This is a genomic window from Prosthecobacter vanneervenii (genome assembly GCF_014203095.1).
Lineage (GTDB): Bacteria > Verrucomicrobiota > Verrucomicrobiia > Verrucomicrobiales > Verrucomicrobiaceae > Prosthecobacter > Prosthecobacter vanneervenii.
The window spans coordinates 484,905-507,304 of the sequence record NZ_JACHIG010000005.1 but is presented as its reverse complement, the minus strand read 5'-3'; the positions used below and the strand labels follow the sequence as shown (position 1 = coordinate 507,304).

Annotated in this window: 1 protein-coding gene (only partly in view); it reads left to right on the top strand. The window is 59.1% G+C overall.

Going from position 1 to position 22,400, the window contains the following annotated elements; translation table 11 throughout:
- The first annotated feature begins 86 nt into the window (after window positions 1-86).
- On the top strand, window positions 87-22,400 hold the 5' portion of the coding sequence (locus HNQ65_RS14345; protein ID WP_184340237.1) for an autotransporter-associated beta strand repeat-containing protein. 12,456 nt of this gene lie beyond the right edge of the window; the window shows 22,314 of its 34,770 coding nt (coding positions 1-22,314); it begins with the start codon at window positions 87-89; its stop codon lies off the right edge, out of view.

Genomic DNA, 22,400 nt, shown 5'->3' with positions numbered 1-22,400 from the left:
CGCTGCCGCCTAACAGGCCGAAAAGCACCCAGATTACTTTTTATTCCGATTCTCCCGTCACGCGCTCCGACACCCCCTTTTCACTGATGAAAACACTCCGAAGCAACCGCATCCTCCTCGGCTGGTTCATGACCCTGCTGGTGTTTACCATGCAAGTCGCCACGCCGCTTCGTGCTGCGACCATCTACTGGACGACGACTGGCACGACTGCCGGCCAGGTATCGTCGGGTACATGGAACACCACCACCACCAACTGGATGACCACCGCGCCCACCGGTACGGCAGGAACCCGTGTCGTGTGGCCAAATATCACCGGTTCTGGAGACACAAATGTGGCTTTGTTTGGTGCAGTGGGCAATACCTCCACTCAGACCATCACGCTGGGATCCAACGTGAATGCCAATGGCCTCACCCTTCTCAGCACCAGTGGTTTCAGCATGGTAAGTGCCGGCACGGTGGCCAGCCCGACCGGCAGCCTTACCTTTGACGGTACCTCCCCCACCATCACCATCGGCAGCGGCAGCACTGTCACCAACTACACGGCTAGCATCAATGCCTCCCTTAAAGGCACCAGCGGTCTGACTGTGGTGAATGGGAACACAAACGCGAGCTCGACTGCCACGCTGCAGCTGGGAACCAGCACTTTGGCCAATAACTTTGCCAACACCATGACCGGCGGAATTACCGTGGGGAGCAAAACCTCGGTGGAAACTTATGTCTCCTCTTCCAGCAATAATCCTCTGGGCAGCAATGCCATCACGCTGCAGTCGGGGGCGGGGCTCATTCTCAATGGCCAGAGCACTACTTCTGGCGGCCTCTCCGCCAGACTATTCACCCTCAACACGGCGACTTCGGACACCAGCAGGATCGATTTTACCCAGACCGCCACTGGGGCTTCCCCGCCCGCTCAGAGCTTTGTCGCCAGCGGCACCAGCGGACAAAATGTGGTGACTCTCAGCAGCACTGTGGTCGGCACCTCAGGCACTGTCCCCACGACTGCGGCCTTGGCCGTGGGTCAGCTCGTCTCCGGGCCGGGCATTCCGGCAGGGGCCGTTGTGGGGCAGATCCTGAATGCAACACAGTTCACCTTGGTGGACGGCAGCAATGCCAATCTGAACCTGACTTCGACGATCAGTTCGGTTTCCATCACGCCAGCGCTGGCCCCGATCACCATGAACAATGCGCCTTTCTTCAGCGTGCCCACGCTTGATGGCTCTGCCACGACGTCTGTCCGCTATCTGGACAGCAATGGCGTCACTCAGACCGTAGCCAACTATGGCGCTCAGTTTGTGGGCAAGGTAAAGATCAACAGTGCCGGTGGGTACACTTTCTTTGCCAGACCTGATGATGGTGCCCGCGTGTACATCGATGGTGTTCTGGTGTTGAACAATGATGGCGGCAAGGGCGCTACAGATCTCTCCAGCGCCGTCATTCAGCTCGGTGTCGGATATCATGACATCCGCATTGACTACGTGCAGGGTACGGGAGGCGGCTCCTTGGACGTGGCCTTTGCCGGCCCGCAGACAAGTTATGTCCGGACCAACCTTGCCAATTTCCTGTACCAGGCTGAGAGCAACAGCGCCAGCGGGTCCAGCAATGCCATCGGCATGAACAACGACGTCCGCCTGACCGGCGATGCCTCCATTAGTCTCAAAGGAGGCAATGCATCTTCCATTCAGCTCGGAGGACTCCAGCTGGATACAGGCACCACTTTGACGGTGAGGGCTACAGATGCCTCCAATACTGAAATAGCTGGGGGCGGAGGTGGTTTTGGTCAGACTCTGCGCTTTGCCGGCAGCTCGGTGCTCGGCACCACGGCGGGCACGGTTAACATCAATGCAAACGCCAACGTGGCGTTTGATGGCACCATCTCGGACGGTGGTCGTGCGATGACCCTGGTCAAAACAGGCACTGGCCGCCTCTTCTTTGGCCAGACGGCTGTCGCCAACAACCTGGGATCATCCACCGCGATCGAGGTTCGTGGCACCACAATCAATCAGGCCGCCACCTCGATGACCAGCGGCTCCTTCACCGTCAACGTCTCAAGCACCACGGGTCTGGTGCCAGGAATGACAGTGAGCGGCACCGGCATCGCAGCGGGGGCGTTTATCACTGCCATCAGCGGCAACACCGTTACGCTTTCTGGGAAAAATACAGCGTCTGGCACTCCCCTGCTGACTTTCTCCACCAACCCCGCCCTTGTGCTCACGGGCAGCACCGCTTCGGGTGCCTTTAATCCGATCGGTTCAGCTTCCGTTACGCTTAACTCCGGCTCTTTGATCCTGGACTCCAAGGGAGCCACGGTCGCCGGTGTGGGCCCCACTTTTGCCAATAATATCCTGGTCACCAAGGACAGCGTCATTCAGGACACGGTGAATGCAGCACTGACCACGATCGGCAACAGCAGCAACACCATCACCATCACCTCCCAGTCCATCAATTCCACCACCAACACCAGCAACAAGACGGTGACGATGACCAGCACTTCTGGTCTGCGCGTCGGGCAGGTGGTTTCGGGCACAGGGATCCCTGCTGGAACGACTATTGCGTCGGTTGACAGCGCCACTCAGATCACTCTGAGCAGCCAGCCGACAACGGCGGTGAGCAACACGGGTATCACTTATGGCACCACGCTCTACCTTGATGCCATTGCTGGTGGCATCAACACCTCGCTGAACAGCCTTTCTTCCGATCCGGGAGCCACTCTGAGCATCCTTTCCGGACTGGTGGGGAATTCCACCACAACGGTCGTCATCCGTTCGACGATCATGAACGCCGGCACGACAGTCAGCCAGTCTTCGGCGCTGGCCCAAGGCAGCACCAATGGCACAGTCCAGGCGACGGGCACCACGAACGTGACCCCGGGCATTGTGGCGCTGAGGGGTAACAATACCAACTTCCAAGGCACGCTGAGCTTTGAGCCCAACGCAGGACTGCGCCTGGAAGGCGCTAATTCGGTGAACAACATCACCATCAACCTCAACTCTGCCAACACCCTCTACCTGGTGGATGACGGCGATGGCACAGGTAGAACTCAGAACTTGAGCATCAGCGCAACGATCAACGTCAATAACAGCAACACCATTCAGGTGGGACGCAATGGCACCACCTACTCTCCGTATTTTGCGCAGGCTGCCAACAAGGTGATGCAGGTGCCTACACTGAACATGAATCAGGCCACTTTGGTCGTGGCCAACAACAATGGCTATGGTTTGCAGGTCACCGGGACGACCACTTTCGTAGGTGCCCCGACTTTCCAAGTCAATACTGCCACCGCTTCCAACCTGGTGCAGGGCCTCACGTTCAGTGGCGTGGTCTCCGGTCCCACTACTTTCCTCAAGACTGGCGGAGGTGCTCTCGTGCTCGGGAATTCCGGCAACACCTTCGGCGGCAACTTCACCGTCGCCAACACTTCGATATACGGCACCAGTTCTTCCTCGACTATCACGGCCTTCGATGTGTCAAAATTTGTCGTCGGTGAGAAAGTCAGCGGTACCAATATCGTTGCTGGCTCTGTGGTGAGTGCAGTGAATGTGCAAAATTTCTCTGCCAGCGCGGCTTCAGGTGCCACCACCCTGACTCTTTCGGTGGACCCTGCTTCGATTTTTGCCGTGGGCATGCCTGTCACTGGCACCGGCATCAACAGCAACACCACCATCAGCGCGATCAACAACAATGTCACCTCCACAACCACGGGAACAAACGGCACCAACACGGTGACGATCACAGGAGGCTCTGCAGCCAGCACCTATCAGGTCGGCAACCCTGTTCTAGGCACCGGTATTCCAAGTGGAACCACAGTTGTGGCTATCAGCGGCAACGTACTCACACTCAGCCAAAACATCACCTCAAACAATCCCACGGTCAGGCGTTATCAAGTTACCCTGAGCAGTGCCAGCACGGCTGCCAATCCGACGGTGGTGCTGCAGCAGGTGGTTCTGAACCAGAATCTGCAGGGCACCCCTGGAACACTGACGGTGACTCCTGTGATCAATGTCACTGCGGGCATCCTGGCTGTGGCCTCTGATGGAGCGCTTGGCGACTCGAACAACCAGATCTTGCTCAATACCAACGCCGCCACTGGAGCCGGCCTGCGTGCCACGGGCACTTTTGCCACCAGCCGCACGATCACCCTCAATCAGGCTAGTAATGCCATCGAAGTGACCGCTGGAAACACGCTCACCCTCAATTCTGCTCTGGCGATGAGCAGTCTTAGCAATAATTTCCAGAAAAACGACCAGGGCACTTTGGTGATGACCCAGGCGCAGACTGGCTGGAACGGCACTCTGACCGTTGGGCAGGGCAGCCTGCAGGTGACGAATGTCGGTGTGTTTGGAAACAGCGGTTCTTCCAACGGGGCGCTGCGCACTATCGTGGGTGACATCAGCTCGGAACTGGCCCTGAACATCGCCGGTACCAACACGATCAATGAGACTGTGCAGATCAACGTCTTTGGCGGTCGTTTCAATTCTGGTATCAACTCCCAGGGCGCCATCCATCAGATGACGGGCACCGCCACACTGACCGCGCCGGTGTTTGTGAACGTCTCTCCTGCTGACAACAGCAGTTTTGGTTCGATCGTGGCAGGAGCGGACGCCGGCAGCACCATCAATCTCTCCGGCGGTGTGCGTTATATTTGGAATACAGGCGGCAGCGGGCAAACCATGAACCTCTATCTGACTGGCGCAGGTACGGGGAATTTGAACGCACCGCTGGTCAATCTCAGCAACACTCCGGCGACCACCTCCCTTCAAAAGATTGGCACCGGCACCTGGAACATCACCACCGGCAATGCCTTCACTCCCACCTTCGCTGCTTCGACGACGCTCAACAGCACGACGGTCACGGTCGGCAGCACCAGTGGTTTTTATTCAGGGATGGTCATCAACGGTAATCCGAACATTCCGGCTGGATCCACGGTGACAGCTATTTTGAACGACACTCAGATCACCATTTCCGCAGCAGCCACGGCCACGGCCTCCAGCGTGGCCACTACCTTTGGCTCCACGACTTCCGGCATCGGCGCGCTGAACATCAGCCAGGGGACGCTGGGCCTGCTCAGCAGCGGCGTCGTGACCGGAACTGGCACCGTTTCCATTCTGCCGGGAGCTGTTTTGAGCATTGATAATTCCGGCACCAACGTGAACAACCGCCTCTCTGGCGCGCCTGTGACCATGTTCGATGCCAACCTGAACATCACAGGAAACAGCGGAGCATCCACCCTGGAACAGACCGGCACTTTCACGGTGGGGGCCGGAGCCAGCACCATCACACTGACGCCCAATGCTGCGCAGCCCCTCACTCTGACTCTGGGCACCTCCACCACGGTGGCCCGCAGCACTGGTGGCACGCTCCTGATTCGTGGCACCAATCTCGGTTCCGCCTCTGCGGCAAACACTGCCGTCGTGACCGGACCCGCCTCGGCCAACGGCCTGACCTTCCTGGGACAGACGGGATCTACCGGGGCCAGCAACAAGGCCATCGTGCCTTGGGCCTTGGTGGACACCAGTCTCACGGGCAGCGGTATCTCTTTTGCTACCGCCGACTCCAGTGGCGGAACCACGACGGGCACCAGTGTGCTGCGTGCCCTCACTCCGAGCGAGATGAGCACCAGTCTTTCCACCAATGCCAACGTCTCCCTCAGCTCCGCCGGGACTGTCATCAATCCGCTGGTGATCAACTCCCTCACCCTCAATAGCGGTGGCGGCATCACCACGAGTGTGGGCCAGACGCTGACACTCGACAGCGGCGGCCTCCTCGCACTGACTGGCAACACCGGCATCAGCGGAGGTCTTCTGAGCGTGAACAGCAACCGTGACCTGGTGGTTTTTGCACTGGCCAATTTGAATATCAGCAGCGCGATTGTCGGCACCGCCGGCGGCCTGACCAAATCTGGAGTCGGCACGCTGACCCTCGGGACCGGCAACACCTACACCGGCACCACCACGATCAACCAAGGAACGCTGAAACTCGCTGCCAACAGTGTCAATTCCCTGTATTTCAACAATGCTCTCTCCGTCAATGCGGGTGGCACCTTGGATCTCAACGGCAGCATTCAGTATGCAAACCTGCTGCGCACTGACGGCAACGTCTTTGTGGCCGGCAATGGCGGTACCGTGATCAACAGTGGCTCTCAGCAGGCGACGCTGGTGCTGGCCAATGCCAACGTGAACTGGGCGGGCCAGATCAATGGCAACATCGCTGTGGCCCGTTCTGTGGTTGGCTCAGGCTCCAATGACTGGAATATCTACGACGCCCAGGGCTACTCCGGCGCGACCATCCTTACAGGCGGTCGAGTCCAACTTCTTGACTCGGGTACGTTGCTCAACACCTCCTCGATCACCCTGATCAACTCCAACCTTCTGATTCAGAACGGTTCTACGCTGGGCACCAACATCAATGACCGTATCAGCAATAACGCGCCCATCACCATGATGGGAAGCATGATCCAGTATCGCAACCGCCAGGGCACCTCCTCCAGCGAGACCTTCAACTCTCTCACGCTGCTCGGTGCGCAAAACATCGTGGAAACCCTCCTCAACGGCATCAACGTCAACTCCACAGACCTCACCTTTGCGAGCCTCACGCAGACGGCTGGTTCCAGGGCCACAATGTTCTTCCGTGGTGCCACGGGCTTGATTGGCAACAATGGCCGTGTGTTCTTCAACACTGCGCCGACTTTGGTGAACAATCTTTTTGCCAACTCCAACGGACAGACCGGCTGGGCTATAGTGGATCGCGACTTTGCCAGCTACGCTGCAGGCACGGGCGTGGGGGCTCTTAGCCAAGTGGGCTATGCAGGCTACGCATCCAATCCCACCAACACCATTAACACCGGTGGTGCCACGGACAACCTGAAGGTCTCCATGCCCGCTCTGACAAGCACGGGCTCTGTCGGCTCCAATCTGCTGACCGTGAGCAGCACGGCCTCTCTGCAGGTGGGCCAGACGATTGCCGGACCTGGCATCCCGGCAGGAACAACCGTCGTTTCCATCACCAACGGAACGCAGTTCATCATCAGCAACAACCTCACGGCCTCCAATCCGACCATTGCGGCTTATCAGACCCTGACCAGCAATCGCACGATAAACACCCTGAATCTGGACACCAGCCGTAACGCGACTCTGGACCTCGGTGGCAACACTCTCACTCTGGCTGGCGGTGGCATCATCGCCTCGCAGACTTCAGACAACACCGCCAGCGTCGTGATTCTCAGTGCCTCCACCAGCAGCAATCAGGTCGTGGTGCAGTCGATTCCTGCAGGTCTGGTCGTGGGCTCCACCAACTTCAGCGACTCCGGCAGGACTGTCACCGCGATTGATTATGTGAATAACATCATCACACTCAGCGCCAACTCGGGCACTGCGATCAATGTGCCGACCACACGCACCTACACCAGCGGCTACCCCACAGTGCTCACCATCACCAATGGTAACCTTACCAGTGGTACAACAAGCTCCCCTGCGGACCTTTATTACTGGGCGCTGCCATATGCCTCCTCGGCCAGCACATGGAACCGCATCCAGGTGCTCGGTGCCAACATCGTGGACAACACCGCTGGCGGATCGGTTTCTCTGGTGCTCGGCGGCAACATCACCGGCCTCGTAAGCTCAGGGGTCGGAGCCGGCACATCCATCACAGGCAGCAACACCTATACGGGAGGCACATACGTGAACTCTGGTGTGTGGTATCTCTCCAATCCGAGTGCCAACGGCACCTCCGTCTACTCGATCCCTGGCAACATCACCATCAGCGGTGGCATTAACGAAGAAAACAATATCTACGGCGGTCAGGTGATCATGACCGGCGCCAATCAGATCAGGTTTACCGGAAGCCTGACCCTGAACGGCGGCGGCTCGCTGGACATGAACGATTACAATCAGACGCTGGCTGGCATCACCATCAATAACAATGGTGGTGCGGCTCCGACCATCGACTTTGGTGTCGGCACGCTAAAACTGAACGGAAACATCACCGCCACCGCCTCTACGACGGGCAACGTGGCCCTGCTGACGAGCGGAAACATCGCCTTCTCCTCCACGACCACCAATGGCAGCCCTGTCATCACTGTGGCCAGTACCTCAGAGCTTCTCGTTGGCGGGGCGGTTTCTGGCACTGGCATTCCTGCTGGCGCGACGATCACCGCCATTATTGACGGCACTACTTTTGTGATCTCTGCCAACGCCACCACCACTGGCACGAACAACCTGACCTACGCAAATCTGGGACGTCTGGATCTCAATGGCAGCAATCGCACGATCAGTGTCGGTGCCATCACCATCAACGGGCAGAGCGTGGCTCCGCTTCAGGCCACTCTCAACATCAGTGTCCCTGTCATCAATGGCAGCATCACCAAGACAGGGGCAGGGCTGCTGCAGCTGGGGGGGCAGAGCACCTTTGCTGGGGGCGTCAATGTGACCGCAGGCGGCCTCATCATTGGTGCCAGCAGCATTGGCAGTGCAGTGGGGGCGACTGTCACCAGTGGTCCTGTAGGAACTGGCACGCTGACTCTGGCCAGCGGAACGACACTCGTTTCCACCGCCGCTGCCAACACTCTGGGCAACACCATCGTTTCCCAGGGGGATCTGACCTTTGACGGAATCAACGGACTCACTCTGAACGGTGATGCAACCATGGCCGCTGCTGCCAACATCAATGTGGTGCTGCCGAGCGCAGTGGCCACCTTTGGCGGCAAAATCACCGGAGCGCATACGTTTAACAAGAACGGCCTCGGTGTGCTGGCCTTCTCCAATGCCTATCTGCCCAGCGGCGTGCTCAACAGCAGCACGATGACCGGCACGATGAATGTGAACAACGGTACACTGCGCCTCATCGGCCCTGCAGGCGCCGCCTCGACCACTCCGCTCGGCACCATGGCCATCGTGCTCAAGGGGGGCACGCTGGATCTGCGCAGCAACGGTGCGTCTTCCTACGGCAGCATCATTTTTGGCAACAATGTGAGTGTGGATTCTGCTCAGACCAGTGCCATCATCACGATGGACCGAGTCTCGGCCAACACCAACAACACGGTGCAGATGGGAACGCTGGCCATTGCCGCTGGTCAGACCCTGCAGGTGACCGGATCCAACGGCTACAATCTCCGCTTCACGGGAGGCAGCTATTCGGGAACAGGCACGATCAACTTTGCTCCTGCCCAAGGTACCACAGTGACTGTCGGCGGAGGTTTCACCAACACTCTGGGCTACGCCAACATCGGTCTCGGAACAGTGCTGCTGTCTGGCAACAACACCTTCACCAGCAACACCACGGTTACAAATTCCTCCACAGGCCTGATCGGTGCCGCACCGGTCATGAACACCGTCAGCACCCCGTTTGGCTCTGGCAGCGTGACGCTCAACAACGGGGCTTATTTCCCGATTGTACCATCCACAGGAACGGCACAACAGGGCTCTCCCCCCGCAGGCTACACCCAGGGTGGACTCAGCGTCAGCTATTACTCTGGTGGCGCCAGCAACCTGAACTCTGCCTTCGGTTCCGGCATGACGGCGGCCGCTGTCGTCAATGGCGTGCTCCCGGTGGATGCCAATTATAACAATCGTCCTGCCATTGTGACCTCCCTGGCCGGCACTCAGGCGGTTTATTCCGGCCTGCTGCAGATCACCACCGCTGGTGATTACAACTTCCAGATGACGGCCAAGCAGGGCATGCTGATCATTGATGGCGTGCCTGTGGCGGGTGTGAACGTGGACACCACCAGTGGTGCGGGAAGCATGGCGCTGAATGCCGCTGGAACGGGCTCGATCCGCCTTTCCGCTGGCTATCACACCATTGTAGTGCAGACCAACAGCACCACCGGCAACGGCGGTCTGCAACTGCTCTACGGAGGCCCGGACACCGCAGGCAACAACCTGGCCACGGGTATCAACACCGTGCCTACGGCTCCCTCGGCCAACCTGCAGGCCATCCCGGCTTCGGCCTTGTATTGGTCATCTTCCACGGCAACCGCTGCCAACAACTACAGCAACGCCGCCCAGATCAACAACGCCTTCATTGTGCCGGCCTCTGCGACGGTCACGCTTGACGGACAGGGCACCTCCATCAACAGCACGGTGGCCACTCTCACCCTCAATGCGGGTTCCAAGCTCAACGTGAACAACCAGCTGGGGACCGGCTGGATCGGTGTGCTCGGAACCACCACGGTCGGGGCTGGAGTCACCGTTTCTCCTAACTCCGGCAAGCTCTACCTGATCGGTGGCATTTCTGACAGCGGCAATGGCCTGACCAAGACGGGAGACGGCACGCTGATCCTGGGGGCCAGTTCCAGCTTCACCGGAGCCCTTACGGTAAACCAGGGCTATGTGCAGCTTACCGATGCCAACTCCCTGCCAACCGGCGGCACTCTGATCACCCGCACGGTGCAGCCCACCTCCAGCGTCAGCTCCACCACGGTGGCAAACAACAATGTGGTGACTGTGGCGGACACCTCCGCTCTCAAAGTTGGCATGGCTGTCAGCGGCACTGGTATTTCGGCCGGAGCTGTTATTACTGCCATCACGGGCGCTACTACGTTTACGCTTTCCTCCAATGCCACGGCTGCAGGCACCAACACTCTCACCTACGATCCATCCAGGCTGGTCATTTCGGGCACTCCAGCACAGAACTCCCAGACCGTGACCGTCGCCAACACAGCTGGCCTGGCCGTTGGTATGGCCGTTTCTGGCGGCATCATTCAGCCGGGGTCTTACATCACCTCGATCGTCAACAGCACCACGATCACCATTTCCCAGCTCACGCAGAATGTGGGAACCTCCACCGTCAACCTCACCTTCAACACCGACACCTACGGTGCTCTGGACCTGAACGGCGTGGCCTCCAGCGTGGGACGCAACATCACGCTCAACGGCGTTTCCCCGATCTTCCGCAACACCACGACGCCTGCGGCCTTGTTCAACAGCAGCAGCACTGCCGCTGTTTTCAACGGGACCGTCTCCATTGGAGCTGCCACCAGTGCAATGGCCACCGCCATCGGCGGCTATGGAGACATCAATATCGCTGGTGTGGTGCAGGATGGCGGCACAGCTGGCATCGGCTGGACCAAGGTCGGCTCCGGAACGGTCACTCTCAGTGGCAACAATACCTTTACCGGGGCTCTGACTGTGAACAACGGCATCCTGAAACTCGGCAGCGCCAAGGCGCTTGGCACGACAGCAGGCGGAACCACCGTCAACAGCAGCGCCACGCTTGACCTCAACGGCCAGACTGTCGCTCTTGCAGATGCAGATACCCTCACCATCAACGGCTCGGGAACGACCCTGCTGACTACAGCCAATACTCTCGGTGCCCTGATCAACAGCAGCGGCACGGCAGCGAATTATGCTGGTTCCATCGTGCTCGGCTCGGCCAGCAGCATTGGCGGCTCGGGAGACATGACGCTGAGCGGCGTGGTTTCTGGAACCACCCTGCTGACCAAGACAGGGCTGGGCAAGGTGACCTTCACCGGAGTGAACACGATGAGCGGTGGCGTTACCATCAATGCAGGCACCATCGCCATCAGCGGTGCTGGTGTGCTCACTGCCGGCGGCACCACCACCGTCAACTCAGGGGCCATACTCACGGTTGATGACACCGGCGGCTATCTGGCCAGCCGTCTGGGCAACCGCCCTGTGACCCTCAGCGCGGCCACGCTCAATATTTTTGGCAACACCACGACTTCTTCGACCGAGGCCACGGGACAGGCTCTGACCCTCAATGCTGGTAACTCGCTCATCAACCTCACGGGGACAAACGCCTCTGTCGGCACGGGTGCAGGCACCGTATTCTCCAATGCTTCGCTTGCCCGCAATGCCGGAGGCACCGTGATCTTCCAGAGCAATGCCAACCTGGGCGTGGCGGCGGCAGGCGCAGGCGTCAGCAACATCATCTTCACCACAGCTCCTGGCGCCACAGGCCAGGGGGGGGCTGCGGGGACCACCAATCGTGGCATCCTGCCTTTTGCTCTTGTCTCCAGCGATGGCGGCAGCACCTACAGCTTTGCGGCACCGAGCCTTTCCACCACCAATGGCCTGCAGGCACTGGGGACAAGCGACCGCGTGGCTGACAGTGCCGCCACGGCCAACGCCAACGTTTATTTCACGACGGGCACGACGACCGCCAGCGCTGGTCCTCTGACGCTGAACTCGCTCACCTTTGCCGGTGGTAATCTTGCCATCAACGCCGGCAGCCGCGTGCTCATCGACAGTGGCGGCATCCTGGCCACATCCAGCGGCAGCATCAACGGCACCGGCCAGTTGCTGACCACAAACAGCTTCAACCGCGAACTGATCGCATGGGTCACGGGCTCCAGCACCCTGACCATCAACCCGACTCTTTACATGTCCGGTGGTGGACTGACCAAGGCGGGATCCGGCACGCTGCTGCTCGCAGCTCAGCAGACCTACCTCGGCAACACGGTGATCAATGGCGGCACGCTGAAACTCGGTGGTGGTGCCCAGACAATCTTCTCTCCCTTCACCACCATTCCTGGCGCCGGTGCGCTTGGGTCAGGCCCATCCGGCCAGGTTCTGCAGATCAACCTCGGCGGCACCCTTGATCTCAACGGCAACAATCAGTCTTTCGCCAACCTTGCCAGTGTCGGCACGCTCCCGGGCACGGGTGGAACCATCATCAACAGCAGTACTACTGCAGCCACCCTGCGCATCGGCTTCAGCGCCAGCCAGACATGGGCGGGGGGCATCAACGGAGCCAACCTTAATGTGGTCCGTGATGGGGGCAACACCTGGACGGTCACGTCTGACAACTCTTTCACCGGAAACCTGACTCTGCAGGGCGGTGCTACGCTGCTTCAAGATTCCGGCACGTTCAGCGGTGCTACGGGAATCACTGTTCGTCGCTCTGTGCTAATCTGGGATGACAGCGCGGGCATTCAAGCTGTCAGCAATCGTCTGAAAAACAATGTTGCCATGACTCTGACCGGCGGGGCATTTGTCTTCCGCAGCCGTGCAGGCACCAATGGAGTGGCGCAGATCGGCAATCTGACGCTTGGCTCAGGTTCCTCACTGCTGATGGTGACTCCGAACAATGGCACGGCGCAGATCACCCTGAACTCCCTGACTCGCACGGCCAACTCCGGCTCTGCTATTACCTTCGCTGCTGGCAATACCGGGGCTGTGGGTGACAACGGCCGGATCATGATCACCAATGCTCCGACATTGGTGAACGGCATCATTGGTGCCTGGGCCACGGCCTTGGGCACTGACCCGATTGCGGGTGGCGGCTTCAACGCCGAGTTTGCCACCTATGATCCCGCCACCGGCATTCGCCTTGCCGGCAACTACAGCACCGCCCTGACAGCTGGCGCGTTTGGCAATTCCCTGCAGAACATCAATGTGCGCCAGTCCGGCAACATCACGCTTGGAGCCGGGGGCATTACAGTCAACACACTCACCATCAACAATGCCGCCGCCGCATTGACCTTTGCTGCCGGCACAGATGTGCTGAAACTGACAGCTGGCGGCATCCTCGCCGGTCTCGACAACAACGCCAAGAGCATCGGAACCACTGCGGTGCGAGGCCAGATCACCACAGGTGCAGGAGTGAGCGAACTCTTCATTCATGTGGGCCAGAACGTCCTGACCATCAACTCGGTCATCACTGACAACGGCAGTCCGCTGAATGTGGTTCTCGATGGCTTGAGCCAGGTGGCCTTCACGAACTCCACTGCTCCTGGCATCACCCTCACGGGTGCGAACACCTACACGGGCACCACCTATGCTAACAATGTCATCGTCAATCTGAACTCTGTGGCAGGTCCGGCCATTGGCGGCAATCTTGTGATCTCCGGCGGCAATAGCAATGGCACGGACTCCGCGCCAATCGCCAACTCCGTCGTTAACTTCTTCCAGAACAACCAGATCGCCACGACGTCTGCAGTCACGGTCAATGGCGGTGGCCAGTTGAACCTGAACGGCTTCAACAACACCATCAAGAGCCTCACCTTCACCAATGATGGGGGCTCCAATGGCAACAACGGCCCGGCAGTTACCACGGGCACTGGAACGCTTGCCGTGGTGGGGGCACAGGCGCTGAGCGCCACCACTACGCTGGGGTCCACCACCCTGGTTTTCTCTACTGCTCCAGGTGCCACCATTCCTGTGGGAACTCAGATTGCAGGGGTCGGCATCCCTGCTGGTGCCACGATCACCGGCCAGGTGAACAGCACGACCTACACGATCTCCAGTGCAGCCACCGCTTCGGGCACCATTTCCGTTCCGGTCAATGCCTCCACAACGGCGAATTCCAACCAGCTGACCTTCACGATCGCTCCTGGCGGTGGCACCCTTGCTCCGGGTACTCCGGTCAGCGGTCTGGGCATTGCGCCGGGCACCACCATTCTCAGCGGTTCTGGCACCACCTACACGCTCTCTCAGAATGCGACTGCCACGAGCAGCGGAAGCATGGTGGTGGGCGGCATCATCAACGCCACCAATCTGGCCAACGCCAACAGCATCCCTGTTCTTAACGGCTTCCTGGACGCGAGCGCGGGCGTGAATTTCAACGTGGACGCCTCCACGGTGCTGCCAGGCCAGATCGGGCTGGCTCTGAACTCTGCGATGAACTCGGGCTTCATCATCAAGACCGGGGCTGGCGTGCTCGGCATCGGTGGTCAGAGTTCCTACAGCGGTGCGACGTATGTGCAGGCTGGTACGCTGGCCTTTGGTCAGACGGGAGCCTTCATTGGCAACTCCCAGGTCGTCCTCTCCGGCGGTACCACGCTGGATGCACGTGGTCTGGCAGGCATTGTGGGCTCGATCACGGGCGGCGGCACTGTCACCAACTACAACCTCAATACCCAGGGAACGGTGGTTACTGGCTATGATAACACCAATGCCTCCTTCTCCGGCACCTTCACCAGCCCGTTTGTCAACGGTCTGCTCAACGTCTCCAAGATCGGAACTGGCTCTTGGACTCTCACTGGGGACAGCATGGCGGGAGCTGCCGCATCTGTGTCCAACCTGCTGACTCTGAACCAGGGCACCACGGTGCTCAGCGGTGCCGGTCGTGTGAATTTCCGCAACACCACCATCAACAGTGGCTCCACGCTGACGATCGACAACTCCACCACCAATGTGGCCAACCGCCTTGGTGCTGCCGCCGATGGCACGGCCGGCCAGTACACAGACCTGAGTACTCTGGCCGCCAACCGGGCCATGAGCTTGCAGGGAGGCTCCATCAGCGTCATTGGCTCCAGTTCAGGCTCGCTGACGGAAAGCCTCGGAGCGCTCACCATCCAGAATGGTGCCAGCACTCTCACGATCACCCCTGGCAGCGGTGGTTCCAATGTGCTCAGCGCCAGAACCATCAATGGCATTGCCAACAGTGGGGCTCTGGGTGGTACTCTGCTCCTGCGTGGTACCAATCTTGGCGGCACAGCCGGGGCTGGAGTGGCCAACTTCACCGCAATCACCGCACCAACCTTGATCGGGGTTGGCGGTGCTGCTGGCACGACCACCATGAACATCCGTCCGGATATCATCGGAGACACCAGCCTCACCGGTTCGGGCACAGGATTTGTCACTTACATCGCCGGCACTGGCTTCCGTCTGCTGACCGCTGCCGAACTGGCTACGTCGCTGGGTTCACAGCCCACGATTGCGCCTTTTGCCCCGCTTACGCTGAATACCAACGTTTCGCTGACCGCGCTCAATACCATTACGACCAACACCACCATCAACAGCCTCGTTCTGCAGAGCAAAGGCGGTGTCTACGTTTCTGGCGCAGGGATCACCTCCTTGATCAATCCTGCCGGAACGCTCTTCAGCGCCAGCGGCACGCTGCAATCGCTTATCGTCAGCAGCGGCGGTATCATGTCGATGGCTGGCAACAGTGGCATTACCGGAGGTGTGGTCACCACCAACACCACAAACCAGCTCATCTTCTACAATGTGGGAGATCTGGCGCTCAACAGCTACATCAGCGGCACATCCAGCCAGGGCATGGTCAAGTCCGGCAATGGCAAGCTGACCCTGGGGCGCAGCAGCCTGATGGGCGGCACCACCACGGTGAACGCCGGTACGCTGGTGCTCGGCTCAGGAGCCAGCAACACCCTGCTGGTTTCCAGCACCGCCTCCACCGCCACGCTTTACGACCTCCGTGTGAACGGCGGCACGGTGGATCTGAACGGCAATAACCAGATGATCGGAGCCCTGAGCAGCAACGACACAGCCGTCATCGGCAGTCTGACAACAGCGCTGTCCAACTCTGGAGGCACCATCACCAACACCGGTGCTGGCGCGGCTAATTTCTACACCAGCACGGCATCCAATACATCTTTCGGCGGCCTCATCACCAACACAGGTGGTGCTCTCTCTGTGTATAAATCCGGGACAGGCACCCTTATCCTCACCAGCGCACAGAGCTACACTGGCAGCACCAACGTTCTCGGAGGCGTGCTGAATCTGCGAGATAATGGAGTGCTGACACAGACCAGCGCCATCAATGTCAAGTATGCCACCCTGACGCTGGACAACCAGGGCTTGGTGGACAATGCCTCCCGCATTCCGGCAGCCGCTCCTATCAACCTCAGTGGTGGTGCCATCATCATCAACGCACGCCAGGCCATTGATACGCAGAATTTTGGCGCAGTGACTCTGGCAGAGGGGGGCTCCTCTGTGACGTTCAACAATTTTGGTGGCGCCACCTCAGGAGCCTATGCCGTTACGATTGCCAATCTGAACCGCGCGGCCAGCAGCCAGAGCGTGATCAACTTCGTTCCCGGAAACGGGCTCACCTTTGGTGGTACCTCGACTGCGGCGCCTGTGGGAGCTCAGCCTCAGGTCCTCATCAACCAGCTTAACGGTGCTGCTTTCACGCAGGCCAATCTGATCAATGGCATCATCGGTGGCTGGGCAGTGATCAACGGCTCTGAATTTGCCTCCTACAAAGACGGCATCGGTATCAGCCAGCTTGGCAACACCGGGGCTGGTTATGCTGGTTATGCCTCTGGCGATGTCACTGCCGCGACTGCCACACAAAACGTCAACGATGGCTCCTCCCGCACCCTGACCACGAGCAGGACCGTGAACTCCTTGCGCAATGCTCCTGGGGCCGCGCAGAATCTGACACTGGGCGCCGCCACCGCTCCGGTGACGCTCACTATCGGCACAGGCGGCTATATCACCAATGCCAACTTCGCCATCGGTGTGCTCTCCGGTGGTGTCGGTTCCTCCATCACCTCTGGAGCATCCGACCTCTTCGTCTGGGTGAACCAGAACACCACAACCATCAGCTCCAAGATCACTGGTAGCATTGGGTTGGTGAAGTCTGGCCCCGGCACGCTGACTTTGGGAGCTTCTGTCAATCTCGCCACGAACACCACCAACAACAGCGCGGTCATCACCCTGGCAAACACGAATGGGCTGACGGTTGGTCAGGTCGTCACAGGCACCGGCATCCCCGCGAACACCACCATCCTCTCCATTGACAGCCCCACGCAGATCACGCTCTCCCAGAACAGCACCGTCACGGGCTCGGCCACAATGACCTACTCGCTGACGGCAAGCGGTGTCAGTTGGCTGACGATTGGCTCTGGCGGCACCACCGTGAACACCAAGACCGTCACGCTGGCCAACACCACGGGACTGGTTGCCGGCATGCCGGTGGCTGGCACTGGCATTCCGGCGGGAACGACGATTGCGTCGGTGGATTCTGCCACGCAGATCACCCTCTCACAGAATGCGTCCGCGACCAATTCTGGTCTGAACATCAGCTTCAACCAAGGCAACACGACCACCGGAAACCTCAATGACTACACCGGGCCAACCGTGGTCAATCAGGGTACACTGACCCTGAACACGATTGTCTCTGGCACACAGCTCATTCCTGGAGACCTGAAGATCAACGGAGGTGCGGTGAATTTTAGCAACACCAACACCGGTCAGATCTCGTCCAGCAGCAACATCACCATTGGTGGCAACGGCACCTTTACACTGCCGAATTACAGCGCCGCCACCTCCAATACCTTTGCCAGCCTGACCTTCAATGGTACTGGTGGCAATGCTGCGCCTACTTTCTCCTTTGGCACACCCACGGCCAACAGCACGGTGGTGCTCAGTGCAGCCAATGCCATTACGGCCGTTACGGACAATCTTGGTTTCACTCCCACCATCTCTAGTAGCGCGTCTAACCTCAGCTTCCTTAGTCTGAGCAATGCCAATCCGGTCATCAATGTGACCGGCCTTTCACCTCAGGGATTGCTGATCAGCGTTCCGCTCGACTACACCGGCACTGGCGGCCAGATCACCAAGACCGGCAACGGTTCCCTCATTTTGGCAGGCTCGGTGGCGAATACGCTGACCAACGGGCTCCGTATCAGCGGTGGTACGGTCATCTTTGACAATACCGCAGCGTCCAACGCGTATGGCGCAGGCACTATCACGCTCGACGATGGCGTCACCATCATGGCCGGCACTGCAGCCCGCAGCCTTTCCAATGCCTTCGTGGTTAATGGTGGATTTACCTTTGGGGGCACCCCCAGCGGAGCCAATGGCACGGTCAATAACCTGACGCTGGCCAATACGGTCACGCTTTCCGCAGGCATTACGCATGCCATCACAGTCACGAGTCCGCTCGTGACCGCGACTCTTTCGGGCAAGCTGACAGGAGGCACAGGTCTGGTCAAAGCTGGGGCCGGAACTCTGGTCCTATCCAGCAACGCGAACGACTATGGTGGAAGCACAACCGTCAACGGCGGCCTGCTCAGGCTGGGGACTTCGAATGTCATACCGGATGCCTCGAGCTTGATCGTTGGTGCCGCAGGTGCGGTGGATATCAACAGTGCGACCGAAACGGTCGGGTCGCTTGCTGGCAATGGTTTGATCACCAATTCAGGGTCGTCTGTGACGTTCACGATCGGTGCGGATAATACCAGCACCCTCTTTGGCGGTGTCATCACAAACGGAAACAGTGCCCTCAATCTGACTAAAACAGGCACAGGAACACAGACCTTTACGGGGCTGAACTCCTACACGGGCAAGACCGTGATCCAAAACGGTGCCATCAGCGTCAATTCTCTGAAGAACACGAGTGTGGCCAGCGCGCTTGGTGCACCAACTACTGCTGCCAACGGCACTATTGATCTTGGTGCAACCACCTTTACTGGCGGTCTGATTTACACGGGGTCAGGAGACACCACCAACCGCGTCATCAACCTTGCAGGTACCACGGGCGGCGGTTTCATTGATTCTTCCGGCACCGGGGCGATTGTCTTCACGACAGCGTTCACCGCCACTGGCGCTGGCAGCAAAACCCTGACTCTCCAGGGCAGCAACACGAGTGAAAACACCATCAGTGGGTCTATCGTCAACAACGGCACCTCAACGCTGACTTCTTTGACGAAGTCTGGAACAGGTACCTGGGTGCTCTCAGGGGCCAACTCCTACACGGGAGCCACTACGATCAATGGGGGAACCCTGATCCTCCGCCGCGCCACGGCGGGCACCTCCAACAACACGGCCATCACGGTGGCACAGGGAGCCACCCTCCGGGTGGACGGTGCCTACACAGCCGGCCTGACCACAACTGCGGCAGCTGGGGCCACGGTGACCATGAATGCAGGTTCGAACTTCACATTGGCTGACGGCACCATCAATACCTTCTCCCTGGCGCAGGGCAGTTCGGTGGCCACGGGTCTTACGGTGGCTTCCAGTGCGAGCGCCATCAGCACGATGACATTTGAAATCGGTGGCACTACGACAGCTGCCGACAAGCTGGCCGTGACCAGAGGTATCAACATCACCACTCCGGACAGCACTCTGACTCGCATCAACATTGCTGCGCTGACCGGCACCTCCAGCATCACCGCCAACACCTCCACCGGTTACGACATCATCACCGGTTCATCCATTACGGGAGTGTCCAATTTGACACTCGCCACACCCTTCCTCATGCTGAGCCCGACTGTGGCCTATGCGCTGACGCTCAAGACCGATGTGGCAGGCAAGGTTTCCCTCCTGGTGGCCAATCAAAATGTGAACACCCTTTACTGGGCCGGTGGCACGAACAAGCTATGGAACAATGCCGCCAACTGGAAGAGCGACGCTGCAGGGACGCTGGCTGGCAGTACACCTGACAATGTGGATACGGTTAATTTCACGACCAACACTGCGGGTACCACCAACTTGGACACCACCCTTGGGCAGAACATGTTTGTGGGCACGGTCAACTTTACCGGCGTTGGCACCACGGCCGCGACCACTGGTGTCTCCATCGGCGGTGCGTTTAACCTGACGATCTACGGCTCTCTGAATGTCGCCTCAGGTTCTGCCGCCCACAGCATCACCGCCCCTGTCATCTTGGGGAACAGCCAGACTTGGACCATCAACAACAGTGCTGTCAACGCCTTCACCGCCAGCGGAGTCATCAGTGACAACGGCAACAACTTCAGCCTGACCAAGGCTGGCAGCGGCAACTTGGTGCTCTCCAATCCCGCCAACACCTATGGCGGAGCGACGACGATCAGCGCTGGTATTTTGAATGTCGCAACCCTTGCCAATGGAGGGCTGGCCAGCAGCATCGGCAGATCTTCCTCAGCTGCCTCCAATCTGGTCTTTAACGGCGGTACCCTGCAATACACTGGCAGCACGAACATCAGCACTGACCGTGTCTTCAGCATCCAGTCCACTGGTGGCACGCTGGACTCCTCTGGCTCTGGCACGCTGACTTTCAGCAGTTCCGGCCAGGTCAGCCAGCCTGACACGCAGACCTTCACGGGAACGCTGCAAAATTCCACCATCGACACCAATGGCAACATCACGACTCCTTCCTACACGATCACGGGTGTCAATACGGCTGGTCTCGTGGTGGGGCAGTACCTTACCGGAACGGGTATTCCTGCAGGTGCAAGGATCGCCACCATCAATTCTGGTGCCAGCACGATCACCATTACTCTGCCGATCTATTATGACGACGATGGGGATCCTAGCAACGGCGTGCCTGGCACAGTGACCCAGTCTTTGCTTTTGGGTGTATCTCGTGCGCTGACCTTGACTGGCAGCAACACGGGAGCCAACACGCTCAGCGTTCTTCTGGGGGACTCGGCAGGTGGCGGCCCGCTGAGCCTGATCAAGACAGGAACTGGCAACTGGGTCATTTCCGGTGCCAATACATTCACGGGGGGCGTGAGCATCCAGAATGGCTCTCTCACTGTTTCCAGCCTCAACAGTGTCAACGGTGGCACGCCTCTGCTGGCCAGCAGCAGCCTCGGTGCTCCTGTGACCGTGGCAGCAGGTACCATCACGCTTGGCAATCTGACCACCACAGGTACGCTGATCTACAATGGCGTGGGAGAGATCACGGACCGCGTCATCGCTCTTGGTGGCACGACGGGTGGCGGCACCATTACCTCCTCCGGAACAGGCGCACTGGTCTTCACCAGCAATCTCTCGGTCACAGGTGCTGGCAGCAAGACCCTCACGCTCAACGGCACCAATACGAATGCCAATGAGTTTGCAGGCATCATTTCCAACTATGACAGCAGCAACCTGACCTCTCTGGTCAAAGATGGCAGCGGAAGCTGGATCGTCTCGGGTGCCAATACCTTCACCGGAACTGTCAGCATCCTCAACGGCACATTGAGCGTGAGCTCCATCAACAGCGTTTCAGGAGGCACTGCCAGCAGCAGTCTCGGGGCGCCCACGAGCAGTGCCAATGGCACCATCGTGATGGGAAATGCGGCTAACTCGGGAACACTGCTCTACACAGGTGTAGGTGAAACCACGGACCGTGTCTTCAACCTGGCTGGTACCACAGGTGGTGCCACCATCCTTTCCTCCGGCACTGGAGCGCTGACCTTCACCGGAGCTTTCAACGCATCGGGAGCAGGAGCGAAAACTCTCACTGTGGGTGGTGCCTATGCTGACAGCTCCAACAGAATCAGTGGAGTCATCAGTGACAATAATTCCTCCAACCCAACCTCATTTGTGAAGGCTGCGGATTCCAGCTCATGGATCCTCACTGGCACAAACACCTACACCGGCACGACGACCGTTAACGGCGGCCTGCTGCAGGTGGGCGTAGCTGGTGTGGGCCGCACTGGCTCCGGGGCCACGGTGATCAATTCCGGCGCCACCCTGGCTGGATCAGGCCTGATCAACGGCACTGCTTCGGTGACCAATCATGTCATTGCCTCCGGGGCGACCCTTTCTCCAGGTGATGTTGGCGGCGGCAGCATCGGCACCCTTACCTTCAACGGCAACCTGCAGTTGTCGGATGGCTCGGTGGTCAACTTCCAGGTCAGTGCTGTCACCGGTAACGACAGCGCGATTGCGGCCCAGCTTTACGGCGGCACTTACGACAGCCTGGGCGGTTACCGCGACCTCGCCAGCACGACTAACCTCTGGAACAGCTATCTTCCGAGCTCTGGCCAGCATGACTACCTCAGCGTC